General features: G+C 53.7%; 14 protein-coding genes and 1 tRNA gene. 4 read left to right on the top strand and 11 right to left on the bottom strand.

The features are described from left to right. Nucleotides 1–7 precede the first annotated feature (7 nt). The 4 genes from HMPREF1255_RS01405 to HMPREF1255_RS01390 all read left to right on the top strand — a co-directional run bounded on the left by HMPREF1255_RS01405 (nt 8) and on the right by HMPREF1255_RS01390 (nt 3698). A complete protein-coding gene (locus tag HMPREF1255_RS01405; RefSeq protein WP_036916714.1) occupies nt 8–1261 on the top strand; it encodes an alpha/beta fold hydrolase in 1254 nt (417 codons plus the stop codon). Between the two features lie 43 nt (nt 1262–1304). Then, nucleotides 1305–2378, top strand: coding sequence for an NADH:flavin oxidoreductase/NADH oxidase (locus HMPREF1255_RS01400; protein ID WP_016456327.1), 1074 nt, complete (start codon nt 1305–1307; stop codon nt 2376–2378). Nucleotides 2379–2526: 148 nt separating this feature from the next. Beyond that, a tRNA-Ala gene (locus HMPREF1255_RS01395) sits at nt 2527–2599 on the top strand. A gap of 367 nt (nt 2600–2966) precedes the next feature. Next, a complete protein-coding gene (locus tag HMPREF1255_RS01390) occupies nt 2967–3698 on the top strand; it encodes a VIT family protein (protein ID WP_024110841.1) in 732 nt (243 codons plus the stop codon). Nucleotides 3699–3732: 34 nt separating this feature from the next. On the opposite strand, the gene rsfS is transcribed toward HMPREF1255_RS01390, so the two are convergent. From rsfS to HMPREF1255_RS01335, 11 genes are all read right to left on the bottom strand, one after another. After that, a complete protein-coding gene (rsfS, locus tag HMPREF1255_RS01385; RefSeq protein ID WP_016456329.1) occupies nt 3733–4095 on the bottom strand; it encodes a ribosome silencing factor in 363 nt (120 codons plus the stop codon). 9 nt (nt 4096–4104) lie between these two features. Further along, nucleotides 4105–4791 (bottom strand): nicotinate-nucleotide adenylyltransferase, encoded by a 687-nt coding sequence (nadD, locus tag HMPREF1255_RS01380; protein ID WP_024110518.1) that lies wholly within the window; start codon nt 4789–4791, stop codon nt 4105–4107. Nucleotides 4792–4802: 11 nt separating this feature from the next. Further along, a complete protein-coding gene (locus tag HMPREF1255_RS01375) occupies nt 4803–6059 on the bottom strand; it encodes a glutamate-5-semialdehyde dehydrogenase (protein ID WP_036916712.1) in 1257 nt (418 codons plus the stop codon). Between the two features lie 10 nt (nt 6060–6069). Beyond that, entirely contained in the window at nt 6070–7236 is a 1167-nt protein-coding gene (gene proB, locus HMPREF1255_RS01370; RefSeq protein ID WP_016456332.1) for a glutamate 5-kinase, read from the bottom strand. 6 nt (nt 7237–7242) lie between these two features. Then, nucleotides 7243–8772, bottom strand: coding sequence for a GTPase ObgE (gene obgE / locus HMPREF1255_RS01365; protein ID WP_024110831.1), 1530 nt, complete (start codon nt 8770–8772; stop codon nt 7243–7245). Between the two features lie 122 nt (nt 8773–8894). Continuing rightward, nucleotides 8895–9152, bottom strand: coding sequence for a 50S ribosomal protein L27 (rpmA, locus tag HMPREF1255_RS01360; RefSeq protein ID WP_024110772.1), 258 nt, complete (start codon nt 9150–9152; stop codon nt 8895–8897). A gap of 7 nt (nt 9153–9159) precedes the next feature. Then, entirely contained in the window at nt 9160–9465 is a 306-nt protein-coding gene (gene rplU / locus HMPREF1255_RS01355) for a 50S ribosomal protein L21 (RefSeq protein ID WP_016456335.1), read from the bottom strand. 191 nt (nt 9466–9656) lie between these two features. After that, a complete protein-coding gene (locus tag HMPREF1255_RS01350) occupies nt 9657–12227 on the bottom strand; it encodes an Rne/Rng family ribonuclease (protein WP_024110777.1) in 2571 nt (856 codons plus the stop codon). Nucleotides 12228–12515: 288 nt separating this feature from the next. After that, a complete protein-coding gene (locus HMPREF1255_RS01345) occupies nt 12516–13232 on the bottom strand; it encodes a TIGR03936 family radical SAM-associated protein (protein ID WP_024110586.1) in 717 nt (238 codons plus the stop codon). Continuing rightward, nucleotides 13229–15199 (bottom strand): TIGR03960 family B12-binding radical SAM protein, encoded by a 1971-nt coding sequence (locus HMPREF1255_RS01340; RefSeq protein WP_016456338.1) that lies wholly within the window; start codon nt 15197–15199, stop codon nt 13229–13231. Before HMPREF1255_RS01340 ends, HMPREF1255_RS01345 begins: the two co-directional genes overlap by 4 nt. After that, nucleotides 15196–16323: a CPBP family intramembrane glutamic endopeptidase gene (locus HMPREF1255_RS01335; protein ID WP_016456339.1), complete on the bottom strand. Its 1128-nt coding sequence runs from the start codon at nt 16321–16323 to the stop codon at nt 15196–15198. The genes HMPREF1255_RS01340 and HMPREF1255_RS01335 overlap by 4 nt, the downstream gene beginning before the upstream one ends. Nucleotides 16324–16326 lie beyond the last annotated feature (3 nt).

Genomic DNA, 16326 nt, shown 5'->3' with positions numbered 1-16326 from the left:
TTAGAATGTGACTATGACTAGTCGCATTGCTGATCTGAGTATCGAAGACCATTTCATTACGGTTCCCCTAGTTTGGTATGACGATTCCGACGAACGCACGATCGACGTATACGCGGCCGTAGTGAGCCGACCGGGCGGAGAAAATCTTCCATACCTTGTTTTCCTTCAGGGTGGCCCTGGCAATGAAGCGCCTCGCCCTTACCGCTGCCCTACCCAACCGACTTGGCTCGACGTTGCGCTGGAGAATTATCGAGTCGTCATGCTCGATCAGCGCGGAACCGGAAAGTCGACTCCCATAGGTGACAACGAACTCTCCAACGGAACCGACTGGGTCGTCGATCGTCTTCGCTACATGCGGGCTGATTCCATTGTCGAAGACGCCGAAGCCATGCGTGAGCATCTCGGCGTGAAGAAGTGGACGACGCTTGGGCAATCTTTCGGAGGTTTCACGACACTCGCTTACCTGACTAAGCACCCCGAAAGCCTCACTCAGTGCTTCTTCACCGGTGGCCTCAGCGCGGTTGGTCACCACCCCGATGACGTTTATTCGCTCTGCTATAAAAAGATGAAGGCAAATTCCCTTGCCTATTACCGTCGTTTCCCGGAGCATAGGGAAAAAATGCGCGAGCTAGCTGATCTGGCAGCGGAAGGCAAAATTGTTCTTCCCACCAGTGAGGTGCTCTCGGTATCTAGGCTGCGTTCCCTCGGCCATTTACTTGGCAGCACTGACGGTTGGCAAGATCTTTATAACATCCTCGAGAGAGATCCAAAAACTAACGCCTTCAAATACGCGCTAAGCGATGCCATGCCTTTTGGCGGATCGAATCCGCTGTACTACGTAATACACGAGTCGAGTTACTCCGACGGTTTCGTCACAGACTGGTCAGCGGAAAGGACCTTTCCGGAGGAATTCCGCGAGGACGTGACACTCCTAACAGGCGAGCACGTCTGGCGAGAGTGGACTCAAACGGTTCCAGCCCTTCAGCCCTGGGCAGAGGTCGTCGACAAGGTCGCGCAGATCGAATGGCCCAGCATCTACGACGCTAAGATGATTTCCGAATCGGGTGTTTCTGGTGCAGCAGCCGTCTACTTCAACGACGTATACGTGCCTCTGGAGTTCTCTGTTGAGACTGGGGCGCTACTGCCAGGCATCAAAAAGTGGGTAACTAGCGAGTACGAACACAACGGTTTGCGTTGCAGCAATGGTTTGGTGCTTCAGCATCTGTTCGACTTGGCTAGCGGAAAACGTGTGGCCAGCTAAGCCCAGCTCAAACAAATTAAAGGTTCAGACAACTAGGAGAATCGTGAGCAAACTTTTTACACCGATAACCCTTAAAAAAGTCGAGTTCCGTAATCGCCTTTGGGTGCCTCCTATGTGTACGTATGCCGTTGAGAACCAGGACGGCATAGCCTGCGAATGGCATCTGGTGCATTATGGGGGTCTCGCTAGCGGTGGCGCAGGAGGGATAATCGTCGAGGCTACGGGAGTGGTTCCCGAAGGTCGGATCAGCCCAAGAGACTTGGGAATCTGGAACGATAAGCAGCTTGAGGCTTTCAAGCCAATCGTTAAGTTTGCACATTCCCAGGGCGCCAAGATAGGCGTTCAGCTTGCTCACGCAGGTCGCAAAGCATCCACCTACGCGCCTTGGGGCATGAAAGAAACCGCAGGTAGCATCCCTGAGGATCGTGGTGGCTGGCAAACCTTCGCACCCTCCCCGATCGCAAATGGCCGGTATGCAGAGCCGAAGGGCCTCGACAAAGAAGGCATCGAGAAACTAATCGACGCGTTCTCTGCGGCAGCAAAACGTGCGATAGAAGCGGGATTTGATTTCGTTGAGGTGCACGCGGCTCACGGTTACCTGCTTCACGAATTCTTGTCTCCGCTAAGCAACCAACGCAAAGACGAATACGGCGGGCGCCTAGAGAATAGAGCTCGCTTGCTTCTCCAGATTGTCGATGCGGTTCGTGACCAGATTGATGAAGTGCCCCTGCTAGTCCGGCTTTCTGCAACGGAATGGGTAGAAGGCGGATTCAGCCTCGAAGAAACCATTGAGGTCTGCCGCGAGCTTGAAAAGCACGGAGTCAGCCTGTTCGATATTTCCTCTGGCGGAAACATTCCCATGGCCCCAATTCCAGTCGGTCCGGGTTACCAGACTCCCCTCGCCAAGGCAGTGAAAGATTCGGTGTCTGCACCAGTAGCCGCAGTCGGAATGATTACTGACGCTGTTCAAGCCGAGCAGATCGTCGCTACTGGCCAGGCGGACGTCGTCCTAGTCGGGCGTAAGTCGTTGAATGACCCCGCCTTCGCGCTTCATTCGGCCAGCGAGCTAGGAGTCCAGGTCAGCTACGTGCCCGGTCCCTACGAACGCGGATTCTAAAATGACGGGGCTGGAGATCTCTCGCCCCGTCATTTCTCTAGCCAAAGACTATGAAGAATAAATTTTGACTTGTCTGATCGATCGGCTATAGTTCTTTTTCGTGCCAAGCACGAAGTTAAAAAAACTTTCGCGAGGCAAACCCAATCTTGGGGGTATGGCGCAGTTGGTAGCGCGCTTCCATGGCATGGAAGAGGCCAGGGGTTCGAATCCCCTTACCTCCACAATTTACGAAGGCGGCCGCGAAGTGGCCGTCTTTTTGTTTATCCTTTTGCGTTAAAACAGCAACCGTTAACTCCGGGCTTATCAGTTTGACGTTCTCACATGGTCGCCGAGTGGCTAACGGGCATACGCGGTTAATCTATCTCTACAATAGAGATAAAATATTTTGAATTTAAAATCATTTCTGCTTTAATTCACGTAGCGAAAAAACATTTCTAAACACTCTCGTTTCTGAAAAAAGGTAGCCTGTCTTAACAAGCAAACGCCTTCATCCTTTTTACATAAAGGAACACCTACCCTTCTTTTTCTTGTATACCAAAATTTCAAAATTTAATGTGACATAAAAGGAATTGCTTAGAGGCGGGTCTGATGACTGTATTAGAAAAGATCGATTCTCGTCCGCCCAGTTCACACGACAAGAGCGTCCAGACTGCGGCAAAGCTTAACTGGCTACGGGCAGGTGTTTTAGGTGCGAATGACGGTATCGTTTCGACAGCCGGCGTGGTCGTAGGAGTTGCCGCGGCGACCCCAGCAAACAACGCAGCAATATTCACTGCGGGATTAGCCGCCGTGGTCGCTGGCGCCATTTCGATGGCCGCTGGCGAATACGTTTCAGTTTCCACGCAGAAGGACACAGAGCAAGCTCTGGTGGCCAAAGTAAGCAGAGGACTAAAGACATCGCCACGCGCTAGCTTGTCGTCCCTAATCCAAATCTATGAGTCCAAAGGATTGTCGCCCGACACGGCGAAAAAGGTGGCGCTCGAATACACCTCGATAGATCCAATCGGCGCCCACGTGAGCGCCCGATACTCGATCGACTCGGAGGAGTTCGCAAATCCCTGGCATGCAGCTATTTCGTCAGCGGTTTCTTTTACGCTCGGGGCAATTCTGCCGATGCTGGCCATACTAATATTTCCGGCATCAATTAAAATTCCAATGACTTTCATAATAACCGTTTTAGCTTTAGGCATTGCAGGCTATGTTTCTTCACGACTTTCCGAAGCAAGGGGAATTAGACCAATAATTAGAGTTATTTCGGGCGGGGCTTTAGCGATGATAACCACTGGCGCCGTTGGACATCTAGTTGGAATGACTTTGTAAAAAAGATATGCCGGCTAAATAGCCGGCATATCTTTTAATTTAATTGCAGATCAATTTGTGGGCAATCTTTCCAGAGCCGCTCTAAGTTATATAGCGCCCTGTCCTCTTGGTGCTGAACGTGAACAACGACGTCGCCGTAGTCCAGAAGCACCCAGCGTTGTTCTCTCTCGCCTTCCCTACGAATGGGCCGAGCATCTTCCTTCTCGATGATCTTCGCCACTATCTCGTCGACGATTGCGCCCACTTGGGGCTCACTATTTCCGGAAACGATCAGAAAGACGTCTGCTATCGCCAGCTGTTGAGAAACGTCAAATGCCACAATGTCGTGGCCGATCTTGCTGTTCGCAGCCTGGGCCGCGATCCTTGCCGTTTGAATAGCTTGGCTAGTTGCGCTCATATGTTCCCTTTAGTCAGTTGGTTCGATTTGTAGAGGCTCGATGTATTGCTTATCGGTGTAGAGACCCCGCTTAGCCACGTACTGCACGACCCCGTCTGGCACAAGGTACCAAAGCGGTAACCCTTCACCTACGCGTTTACGGCATTCAGTAGAGCTGATGGCCATAGCCGGAACCTCGAGCAGCGTCACTTTGTCTGGCGGTAGATGGCTGATGTCCTTTTTGCCAAGGTCAACCCCAGGTCGCGAAACACCGACGAAATTCGCTAGATCGAAAAGCTCATCGGCGCCTCGCCAAGTGAGTATGGAAGCCATGGCATCTGCACCCGTAATGAAGTAAAGATCTGCCTCACCACGTTTTTCTTTGATTTCGCGCAGCGTATCAACCGTGTAAGTATTTCCAGGCCGCTCGATATCCACCCTACTTACAGAAAATCTGGGGTTAGATGCAGTGGCGATAACCGTCATTAGATAGCGGTCTTCAGCATGGCTAACTTTCCTACCAGCTTTTTGCCAAGGGATGCCCGTGGGCACGAACACCACCTCGTCAAGGTGGAACCTCGCGGCAACCTCACTAGCAGCCACTAGGTGTCCGTGGTGAATAGGGTCGAAAGTGCCGCCCATCACACCTAACCTGTATCGGTGTTTTGTGTCCTGCCTGACGAGACCGGTCTCGGCACTACCGCGTTCATTACTCATATCTAATGGCGCTAGCTGCGCACCTGGCCCTCTCCAGTTATTACATACTTGGTTGAAGTCATCTCTTGCAACGCCATCGGCCCCCTCGCATGTAACTTCTGCGTCGAGATACCGATTTCAGCGCCGAACCCGAACTCTCCGCCGTCAACGAATCGGCTTGAAGCGTTGACTAGTACGGCAGCTGTATCGATGGCTGAAACGAACTTGTTAGACGCAACCATGTCGTTCGTAACGATCGTTTCCGAGTGACCTGTGGTGTGTGTCCTAATGTGCTCGATGGCATCATCGATATCAGATACGACTTTTACTGCGAGATCTAGCGAGAGATATTCCGCGTTGAACTCGTCACTTCTTGCTGCAATGATTCTAGAATCTAGGCTCACTGCCTTGTCGTTACCGTGTAGCGTGACCCCTTTGGCCATCAGCGAATCGGTTATCCGAGGTATGAAGTCTTCAGCGACTTCTTGATGAACCAACAATGTTTCGAGTGCATTACATACGCTAGGACGTTGAACTTTAGCGTTGAGAATGATCTTTTCAGCAATATCCAGATCTGCAGCGCGATCAACAAATAAGTGGCAATTGCCTGTTCCGGTTTCGATTACGGGAACCTTCGAGTTTTCAACCACTGCATTGATCAACCCGGCACCACCGCGAGGGATCAGCACGTCGATAAGACCACGAGCGGCCATCATCTGCTGTGTCGTCTCGTGGCCGCCCTCGACCAGAGAAACAGAGTCAACAGGCAACCCGCTAGCTTCTAGTCCGCTTCGCAACGCTTTGACGATCGCCCGATTGCTGTACAGCGCGCTAGAACTTCCTCTAAGGATGCTGGCGTTACCCGACTTTAAGCACACTCCAGCAGCGTCCGCTGTGACGTTAGGGCGAGCCTCGTAGATCATTCCCACAACGCCGAAGGGAACGCGCACCTGCTTGATTTGAACACCGTTTGCCAGGTTCCATCCCCTGACAATCTCGCCAACCGGATCCGATAGGTCCACCAGCTTGCGGAGGCCGCCCACCATGCCTGCGACGCGAGAGGCATCCAGCGCGAGTCTGTCAATCATGGCCTCCGGAGTGCCGGTTTCACGTGCCTGGTCAACATCTATTTTGTTTGCCGAGAGCACTTCCGCCATGCTCGACTCTAGAGCGTCCGCCATAGCTCTCAACGCTTCGTCCTTGAGCGCTCGGGAGGCTGAGGACAGTTCAAAGGACGCCTGCCTCGCGCGCGTTGCGAGGGAGTTCACGCTGTTATCTTCAACCGACATGGGCACTATCTTAGTTAACCCTGTCGCCGATGGAACCAGTTCCTGCATGCAGAACTATAAGCATGTCGCGATGAACCACCGCACGATCGTATTCGTGTCCCATCGATTCGGCTAGCTCGACGGTATGTTTCCCAATCATCTTGGGAAGTTCGTCCGAAGAATATGAGACTATTCCTCTGGCAATGCTTGTCCCCTGTTGATCGCAGAGGTCGACGGGATCTCCGGCCTCGAAATTGCCTTCGACTCGGGTCAATCCGGCTGGCAGCAAGGAAGCGTTGGCAGAAACTACTGCTCGCTGCGCACCCGCGTCCAAGTAAAGTTTCCCCTGCGAGCTAGAGGCATAAGCAAGCCACAGAAGCCTACGCGGCCTGCGTTTATCTATCGGAGCGAAAACCGTTCCCACTTCTTCGCCTCTGGCTGCCGGACCGAGTTGCTGCCAATTGGTCATTACGACGGGAATGCCAGCGCTGGAAGCAATCTTTGCGGCCTGAACTTTGCTCTTCATGCCCCCGGAACCAACCGCAGAACCAAGCCTGCTAGTGTCTGCGTCCAGGTTTTCGACGTCTTCCACGAATGTTATCTTTTCAGCCCCTGGCTCGTCAGGATGAGCGGTGTATAGGCCGGGAACATCAGTGAGCAGAATCAAAGCATCAGCCCTAGTCAACTGGGCTATCAAAGCTGCGATTCTATCGTTGTCGCCGAAACGGATCTCGTGAGTCGCTACAGTGTCGTTCTCATTAATGACGGGAACAACGCCCATCTGCAGCAAAGTTCCAAGCGTACGCAAAGCGTTGTTGTAGCTGTCGTGGCGGGTAAGGTCTTCGACTGTCAGCAAAACTTGTCCGGCCAAGATACCGTGAGCCGCAAACAGCTCTGCGTAATGCTGCATCAACAGCCCTTGGCCGACTGCAGCCGCAGCCTGTTGATGCGCCAGATCCTTAGGACGCTTCTTCAACTTGAGCGGAGCCAGACCGGTTGCGATTGCGCCAGAACTGATCAGAACTACATCTCGCCCAGACCGGTGGATCTGCGCTAGCTCGATCACCAACTGAGTGATCCGACTCATATCTAGGCCGCCAGAAACGCTGCTAAGTGAGCTCGATCCGACCTTAACGACAACTCGCCTGGCGTTCTTTACGGAATCGCGCAGAACCTGTTCGCTCCAGTGCTCAGACACCAGTAATCAGTCCTCAAAGTCCGTAGCCATGTCGGCTTCTAGTTCACGACGGTGTTGCTCGCGCCAATCGACGCCTTCCTCGCGTTTAACTCCAGAAAGGGATTGGGCACGCTTCTCCTTATATTCCGCGTCAAGCTCACGACGTCGAACAACTGATGGCCTCACCTCATCAAGTCGCGGATCTTCACCACGGCGGCCAAGCAGCTCAGCACCCGACTTAACCTGAGGAGAGAAGTCGAAGACCACGGGATGTTTTCCGGGTCCGATCGCAACAGCATCGCCTGGCATTGCGCCCATCTTGAGAAGCTCGTCCTCGATTCCCAAACGATTCAGGCGGTCTGCAAGATAGCCAACAGCTTCGTCATTAGAGAAGTCAGTCTGCCGCACCCAGCGCTCTGGCCTTTCACCTCGCACTCGCCAGATCTCTCCCCCTTCGCCATCTCCCTGACGTTTAATTGTGAAGGTCGAATCGCTGCGCGAGTCGACAGGCTTTGGCTTGATCACTATGGGAACCGGCTTTGGCTGATCACGTTTCATTTCCTCGACGAGCTTGGCCATCGCAAACTTAAGTTCGGTAATGCCCTCCCCCGTCTTCGTGGAGATCGGAAATACTTTTAAACCACGCTCGGTCAAGCTATCGATGACGATGTCTGCCATGTCTGCGCCATCCGGAACATCGATCTTGTTCAGAGCAACAAGACGAGGACGTTCCTCCAGGCCGCCGTAATTATTCAGCTCTAGCTCAATGGCGTCGAAGTCGCTCAACGGATCGCGACCTGGCTCGTAAGTCGCGCAGTCTATGACGTGGACGAGCGCCTGACAGCGTTCGATGTGCCGAAGGAAATCGTGTCCAAGGCCTTTACCCTCGCTTGCCCCCGGGATTAGTCCAGGCACGTCCGCCACCGTGTAAGTGACATCGTCTGCAACTACTACGCCTAGGTTCGGCACCAATGTAGTGAACGGATAATCTGCAATTTCAGGTTTCGCCGCCGAAATTGCTGCAATCAGACTGGATTTACCCGCGCTCGGGAAGCCGACCAAGCCAATATCGGCGACGACCTTCATCTCGAGCACGATTGTCAACTCATCGCCGGGCTCTCCAAGCAACGCGAAGCCCGGGGCCTTGCGAGCCTTGCTGGCTAGCGCGGCGTTACCAAGCCCTCCTCGCCCTCCTTTAGCGACCACGTACTCCGGCGTCTCTTCGGTTAGGTCGGCGAGTACCCCTCCACCTTCTACGCTGACGACGGTTCCGATGGGAACGCTCAACACGATATCTTCGCCGTTAGATCCAGCCCTAAAATTACCCATTCCCGGCTGACCATTTTCGGCTTTACGCTGCGACTGCCTGTGGTAATCGACGAGGGTGTGCAGCCCCGGATCGACACGCAGAATGATAGAGCCGCCGTTTCCGCCGTTTCCGCCGTCGGGACCGCCAAGTGGCTTGAACTTTTCACGGCGTACGGACGCGCAGCCGTTACCGCCGCTGCCGGCTGCTACTTTCAGTACGGCGCGATCAACGAACGATGGAATAGCCATGTTATTTCCTCAAATTAACGATTACGTCAATCGTATCTTGCGTAGAAAAAGCATCAGAGCGATAAACAAATAAGAGGTCGCCCCTCTTGCGGGTGCGACCTCTTATCCAAGTTTTTGCTTAATTAAGCCTCTACCGGGTCAACGTTCACGACCTTACGACCGCGAGTAGATCCGTAGCGTACGGTGCCGTTGACAAGGGCGAACAAAGTGTCGTCCTTACCTAGACCAACACCTTCACCGGGGTGCATGCTGGTGCCGCGCTGGCGAACCAGAATCTCACCGGCGTTAACCTGCTGACCACCGAAACGCTTTACACCCAAGCGCTTTGCGTTTGAGTCACGGCCGTTGCTAGAGCTAGAAGCACCTTTCTTATGTGCCATCTTAAATTCACCCCTTGATGTCTGTGATCTTGACCTGGGTGTACTTCTGGCGGTGCCCGATGCGCCGCTTGTAACCGGTCTTGTTCTTGTACTTCAGGATGCGGATTTTCGGTCCCTTGGTCTGACCCAACACCTCGGCGGTGACCTTGGCCTTGCCTAGGTCCGCACCCGCGGTGATGTCATCGCCGTCGACCAGCATCACTGGCTTCAGCTCGATGCTGGAGCCGACTTCGTCGCCGATCAGATCGATTTCGACGACGTCACCGACGGCTACCTTCTGCTGGCAGCTGCCACTGCGCACGATCGCGTACACGCCTGACTCACTCTCATTTGTATCGACTCTCGTCGATTTACGAACAGTTCAAAGTTTTACTGCTTAACAATCTTCAAGCCTAAAAACTAAGCGATTGGTTAAGCACCGAGGGTCAATAATACGGGGTAGTTCCTTAGCTCGCAAACTGCGTCACTTTTTGGCTTGCAACCGCGACTGATGACCCTCAATATTCAGTTATTTTTGTTTTTGCCCTTGCCGTTTTTTAAATTTTTGCGTCCGTTCTTGCGTCCGTGGCGCTCGCCACCGTCCGCAGGAGCCTGGGATGCGACAGGGGTGTCGTAGCGGTGGTATCCACGACCGCCACAAGCCTCGCACTCGGTCGTGAAGGCCTCAGCTAGACCGGTTCCGATCCGCTTCCTGGTCATTTGCACCAGGCCGAGACTCGTCACCTCAGATACCTGATGCCTGGTGCGATCACGGCTTAGGCATTCGACCAGTCTGCGCAACAAAAGATCCCTGTTGGCGGGCAACACCATGTCGATGAAGTCGACAACGATGATTCCGCCCAGGTCTCGCAAACGCAGCTGACGAACGATCTCTTCGGCAGCCTCCAAGTTGTTCTTGGTGACCGTCTCCTCGAGATTTCCGCCGTTACCGGTGAACTTACCGGTGTTGACATCAATAACAGTCATTGCCTCAGTGCGGTCGATAACTAGCGAACCGCCGGAGGGTAAGAACACCTTTCGCTCCATGGCCTTAGAAATCTGCTCATCGATTCGGTACACGGAGAAGAGGTCTCCCTGCTTCTGCGAGTCCCACTTCTTGAGCCTATCCGCGAGCTGAGGAGCGATCATTTCGACGTATTGAGAAACGCTCTCCCAAGCGTCGTTCTGGCTGCCCTGACCGGCAATGATGAGTTCCTCGAAGTCTTCGGTGAAGATATCTCGGATGGTCCTCAAAGTTAGGTCGGGCTCCGCATACAGCTGAGCCGGGGCTCCGCCACGTTTCGCCTTTTTCTCGATGACCTCCCACTGAGCCTTCAACCTGTCGACATCGTGAATAAGGTTTTCTTCAGTGGCGCCCTCGGCCGCAGTGCGGACGATAACGGAGGCGGAATCGCTGAGTGTCTCATCGAGAATCTTCTTCAGCCTGGCGCGTTCCTTGTCTGGAAGCTTGCGGCTGATGCCGGAAAGGTGACCATTCGGAGAGTAAACGACATACCTGCCAGGCAAAGAAACATGTCCAGTCAGTCTGGCGCCCTTAGCCCCAACCGGGTCCTTGCTGACTTGAACGATCACCGAATCGCCAGACTTAAACACCTGCTCGACCTGACGTTTATCTGAGGCGACCTCGAAAGCGTCCCAATTGACCTCACCGGCGTAAAGAACGGCGTTACGGCCTCGACCGATGTCGATGAATACGGCTTCCATGCTCGGCAGAACGTTTTGCACGCGACCAAGATAGATATTGCCGATCAAGCTGGCGGAGTTTTTACGGTCCACGTAGTGCTCAACAAGCATGTTGTCCTCAAGAACAGCCAGCTGAGTGTAATCGTCGCTTTGACGAATAACCATTTTGCGGCTGACGTTCTCTCGCCTAGCGAGGAATTCTGCCTCGGTGAGGATCGGAGCGCGACGACGCTGAGACCTGCCTTCGCGGCGACGCTGACGCTTCGCCTCGAGACGTGTGGAGCCTTCGATGCTCGTGATTTCGTCGCTTACAGATCGAGAACGCGGCTGACGAATAGCAATCGTCGTATCGTCATCGGAGGAGCTTCCTCCCCTACGCCTACGACGTCGCCTGCGGTGTGAGCCTGAAGACTGCTGGTTGTTGTCTTCCTCAGACTTTTCGTCCTTAGCATCTTCCTTAGCCTCGTCAGAGTTGTTGGACTCATCGGAGTCGTCATTGGAACTGCCGTGACGCCTGCGTCCGCCCCTACGCCTGCGGCGGCGGAGTCCGTTGCTCGAGTTATCGTCTTTTTCTTCCTCGGAGTTCTCGGCAGAATCTTTCTTCTGCTGATCGGCGTCCGAAGGTTCTTCTTGGTTCTTCTTGGCGCTCACCGACTCGCCAGTTTTAGATTTGTTGGCTGACTTGTGCTTGACGTTGCTTGGCTCGGCATCAGAATTGCTGGTCTTACCAGCGATTGTTGCAGTCAGGTCTGCCAGGGCTGCCTCTTTGTCAATTTCTCCAAGCTCATTGGTGGGGACCTTACCGCCGAGCAGCTCGCTTGCGCTCTTGTGATCCCCATCCTTGTGCGCTGCCTTCTTAGCCCCAAGAACCTCGTCTAGTTTGGCTTCCAGTTCCGCGCTAGGCTCGGTTTCCGCAGCGGGTGTCTGGCGCCTACGGCGACGACGCGACTGATTCTTCGAATCAGAATCATTGCGCGAAGAAGATCTCCTAGACCCACGCCTGTTATTTTGGCTCTGCTTGTTCTGGTCCTGGGATGAGGCTTCCGCACGACTCTTTTCGTCAGAATTGGATTCAGCTACATTGCCCTGAACTTCATCGGATGCCTTCACCTCCGATGAAGCGGAACTGGATGAATTCCTCCGCCTGGAGCGTGATACGCGCTGATTTGCCGGCTTCGACTCCTCTTTTTTGAAGTCGCCGTTATCGGACGAGTCGCTTGCCGGCTTCGGCGCATCGTAGAGCGATTCGGCAGAGAGATTAGTATTTTTCGATGTCTGGCTAGGAGGTCCAGCAGGCCTGCTAGCGGCCCTACGCCCGCTTGGCGGACGGGGCAAGTCTGGATCTTGCGAAGCTGCTGGATCTTGTCCTGCAATATCAAGTTTTTCAGCCATGCTAAAGGCTCCTTAACGCATTATTAAATGCGAGATCGTGGCGTTGTTAACGCACAAAAGCTGTTGGCCCGCGGCTTTCGCATCTTTCATGCATGAGGCCCGTCGATCCTGAAATATCAACGGGACGGGAGCATCTTTCCCAAAACCCTACCTGCGCAAGTGAACGAATGCCCAAGAAACGTCTGTCGGGCAGAATTCACGCGTTTGGCCTAGTCCGGGGTGCGGATACCTGCGGTTCGCGCCAGGTTGGCACGATTGCCTATCGGCAATTATTGCATAACTTGACTGTTAGGCCACAACTGACGCCAGCGGGTCGCCAATCTTGTCGCCCTTTTCCAGTGGCCCTTGGCAGAGCCTGTCGAAAAGCACATCCGGCAACTCGAAAAGATCCTTGTCGATTAAGATAAGCGCTCTGATCACGTCATCTGGACGGACCAAAGGCACGACGTGCCTGAGCATGATCTGGAGACCCAACGAAGTTACTTCCAGTTTCATGACAGCTTTTCGAGTATCGAAAGTCCGCTCGCCCTTCTTCGCCTTCCGAGTGACGAGAACTTCGTCCCTGGAAAGAAACTCTCTAACGGCGTTTTCAAGCGCAGCACGGTCAGTCTCGACAGGAATTTTGCAGTCCCAGTTGGACGCCTCGATCCGATCCTGCAATTTACCGCCACCTGCTTCCACCGCCTTCAATACTCTGAAGTCCCTGGGCAGCGAGTCGTTCAGCGCCTCAACTAGTTTCTCCGGATCAACTGTCTGAGAGAGGGAAATTTGCAAATATTCAGCCTCGCTGGCCGCCCCGGTCGGCACCGCCTGAGCAAAAGAAATTCTTGGATGAGGATGAAACCCAGATGAATACGCCATCGGCACCCCGGCACGCCTCAAAGCACGCTGAAATACACGGCTGAAATCACGATGACTAGCGAAACGAGCGACGCTTCTTTTTGCGTACTGCAACCAAATCTTTTGCACCGGTTGCGGGTTTTGCTCTGGCTGTTTCCGGCTCATAACTTCCCCTGACCGCATCCAGCTGGGACAATCGGCAGAAGCTTTTTACCGGTTTCGCCGAAGTCCAAATCGACACCAAGCCCCGGGCAAACACCACAGTCATTACAGTCTGCCCAGCGGCAATCGGGCAGAGATTGAGCACCGAGTGATTCTTGGTAATCGTCCCATAACCAACCACGGTCTAGGCCAGAGTCCAGATGGTCCCATGGCAGAACCTCATTCTCTTCACGCTCACGGGTGGTATACCAAGCTATGTCGATACCGAATTCCTCTAACACTTGCTGACTAACTTGCATCCAGCGATCGAAATCGAAGTGCTCCCGCCAACCATCGAACTTGGCACCCTGACGCCAAACCTCTTCGAGAACTTTTCCGACCCGACGGTCTCCCCTAGCCAGCAAACCCTCGATCAAACCAGGATTGCCATCGGAAAATCTGATGGTGATCGCCCTACCGCACTCCTTGTCGCTGATCACTAAGTCTTTGAGCATCGCCAGGCGCTCGTTGGTGATCTCTGGGTGTGTCTGGCCAACCCACTGGAATGGCGTATGCGACTTAGGAACGAAAGCCCCAACGCTAATGGTGCAACGAACGTCCTTTTTTCCCCTAGCTTTTCGGCCGGCAGCAATCACGTCATGTGCCATCAATGCGATCTGAGCGACGTCTTCATCCGTCTCGGTTGGCAGACCGACCATGAAATACAGCTTCACGTTTTGCCAACCGCTGGCAAATGCCGCCGTAACGGTAGCGATCAGATCTTCTTCTGAAACGTTTTTGTTGATGACCGCACGCATCCTTTCGGACCCACCTTCGGGAGCAAAAGTGAGTCCGGACCTTCGCCCGCCCCTAGATAGCTCTTCTGCCAGATCAATGTTGAAGGCATCTACCCTGGTGCTGGGGATAGACAGAGAAACCTGGCTAGACGAATAACGGTCGGCGAGCTGATGAGCCAATGATTCGATCTCGGAGTGATCAGCGCTCGATAGCGAGAGCAGGCCTACCTCGTCCAAGCCAGTAGATTTCAGCCCGTGGTCGATCATCTGACCGATGGTCTGCAGGCTGCGCTCACGAACAGGCCTAGTGATCATTCCTGCCTGACAAAAACGACACCCCCTGGTGCAGCCTCGGAAGATCTCGGCGGAATACCTTTCGTGTACGGTCTGAGCCACCGGAACCAACGGGGCTTTGGGGTAGGGCCACTCGTCCAGATCGGTTAATACCCACTTCTCCACCTCGTAGGGAACGCCCCCACGATTTGGAGAAACCTTGGCGATGGAAAACGGGATCAAACCTTCATAGTCTTCGTAAGTTACGTCGTAAAATTTCGGGACATAGAACTTCCCGGTCTTTGCCGCATTCAGCAATAACCCGTCTCGGCCGCCAGGGCAATCTTGCCTAAGCCAATCATCAACTAACCGGGTGAACTCGATCGATGCCTCTTCGCCGTCACCCATCACGACAACGTCCAGAAAATCGGCGAGCGGTTCCGGGTTGAACGCACAGTGCCCACCGGCAATCACAAACGGATCCTCGATCTGCCTATCGACGCTGCGCAGCGGAATCCCTGCCAGATCTAGGGCCTCCAACACGTTCGTGTAACCCATCTCTGTGGAAAGGCTGATTCCGAGAATGTCGTAGCCGCGCACGGGACGATGACTTTCCCAAGTGAATTGGCTCAGGCCCTTAGCTCTCATCAGTTCAGCAAGGTCCGGCCACACAGAAAAAGTTCGCTCGGCGCTTGCGTAATCGAGCTCGTTGATCAATTCATAGAGGATCGCTAGACCCTGATTCGGTTGGCCAACCGAATATGCATCCGGATACATGAGCACCCAGTGCACTCTCACTTCATCCCACGATTTTGAAACGCTATTGATTTCCTCTCCAACGTATTGGACAGGTTCCGTAACTCTATTAAGAAGTACCTCAAGCTCGTCCCACTGCGACGACGGTTGCGGTTTAAATGTCATTCAATACTCTGCTCAGTTTGATTATTTATTGCCCTACGAGGCTTGCTCATTTCCTCGTCGGTTCCCTCCTCGGGAAATCTCGGCGCTATCTGCTTAGGCATAACCGATGCTGTATCCGGCTCTTCGCTGGGCGCATCGGGTGCGGATGTCTTTTGAACGCCTAATTTCTTAGCGACGAACAAAACCAAAAGCATACCTACTATTGGCGCAGCAATCTGAATCAACGCCGAAGCATCTGCAACACCCGAGGACCGATCCAAAAGACCCTCGGTGTCCCCGAAGGGCAAAGTGGTCATAGCCACCAGATTGTTTACCGCGTGCATTGCGATGGACGCTTCTAGTCCACCAGTTCGCCAAGCCATAATGCACGAGACGACACCGAACATGAAGTAAAAGAGGTTTAGCCAAATATCGGTTGCCGCGTGCGCCGCCATGAACATGAGCGAAGAAACCAACGTACCCAAGAGCATGCCCGTGGGGACTCCGAAGATCTTCTTATCCGGTCTAACGAAACTACTCACCGAACGGTTGATCAAGCCTCTAAAACCGTACTCCTCGCCCGCGCACTGCAAAGGAGTCGTCAGAAGAATGATGCAAATGAATAAAACGGTCTCGTTGTTGGCATGGAGGCCGTCGAATTGGGCGGGATTAACCAACCACGAAACCAAGATCATCAACGCCCAGACTGGGATCATTATCGCGACGCAGACACCTAGCCATCCCCAGCGCAGTTTTCCAATGACAGAAGAGACAAAGCCGCCCTTCTGACCGAAAATTATTCGCCCAATCAGCATTGCTGTGGGCACTAATGCAGCTAGGGACAGATTGGTTGCGAGGAACATAATCGGGGTCATCTCGAAGTCAGCCATCGAGGTGATCTCAGTTATCTTTTGACGCCCGGTTGCTTGATCGATCAAAAGCCCGGCGACGCTAGCGATCATCGAGAGCACGAAAAAGACGAAGACTCCGACGACCAGGGCAACGATAGGTCGCCAGACCTGCCAAGTCTGAGTACGCCAAAAAGATGGGTAGTTGGTCTCCATCACAGGATAGGAGCACTTACTGCCGCCAGAGCGCTCAGCTGGCGACGGCGGCGCCCATTGTTCGTTGACTGACTCGTTCAAGGC

This window comes from Propionimicrobium sp. BV2F7, from assembly GCF_000510445.1.
In the GTDB taxonomy this organism is placed as follows: domain Bacteria; phylum Actinomycetota; class Actinomycetes; order Propionibacteriales; family Propionibacteriaceae; genus Propionimicrobium; species Propionimicrobium lymphophilum.
The sequence above is the reverse complement of the archived record's forward strand: the minus strand, read 5'-3'. Positions and strand labels throughout refer to the sequence as shown.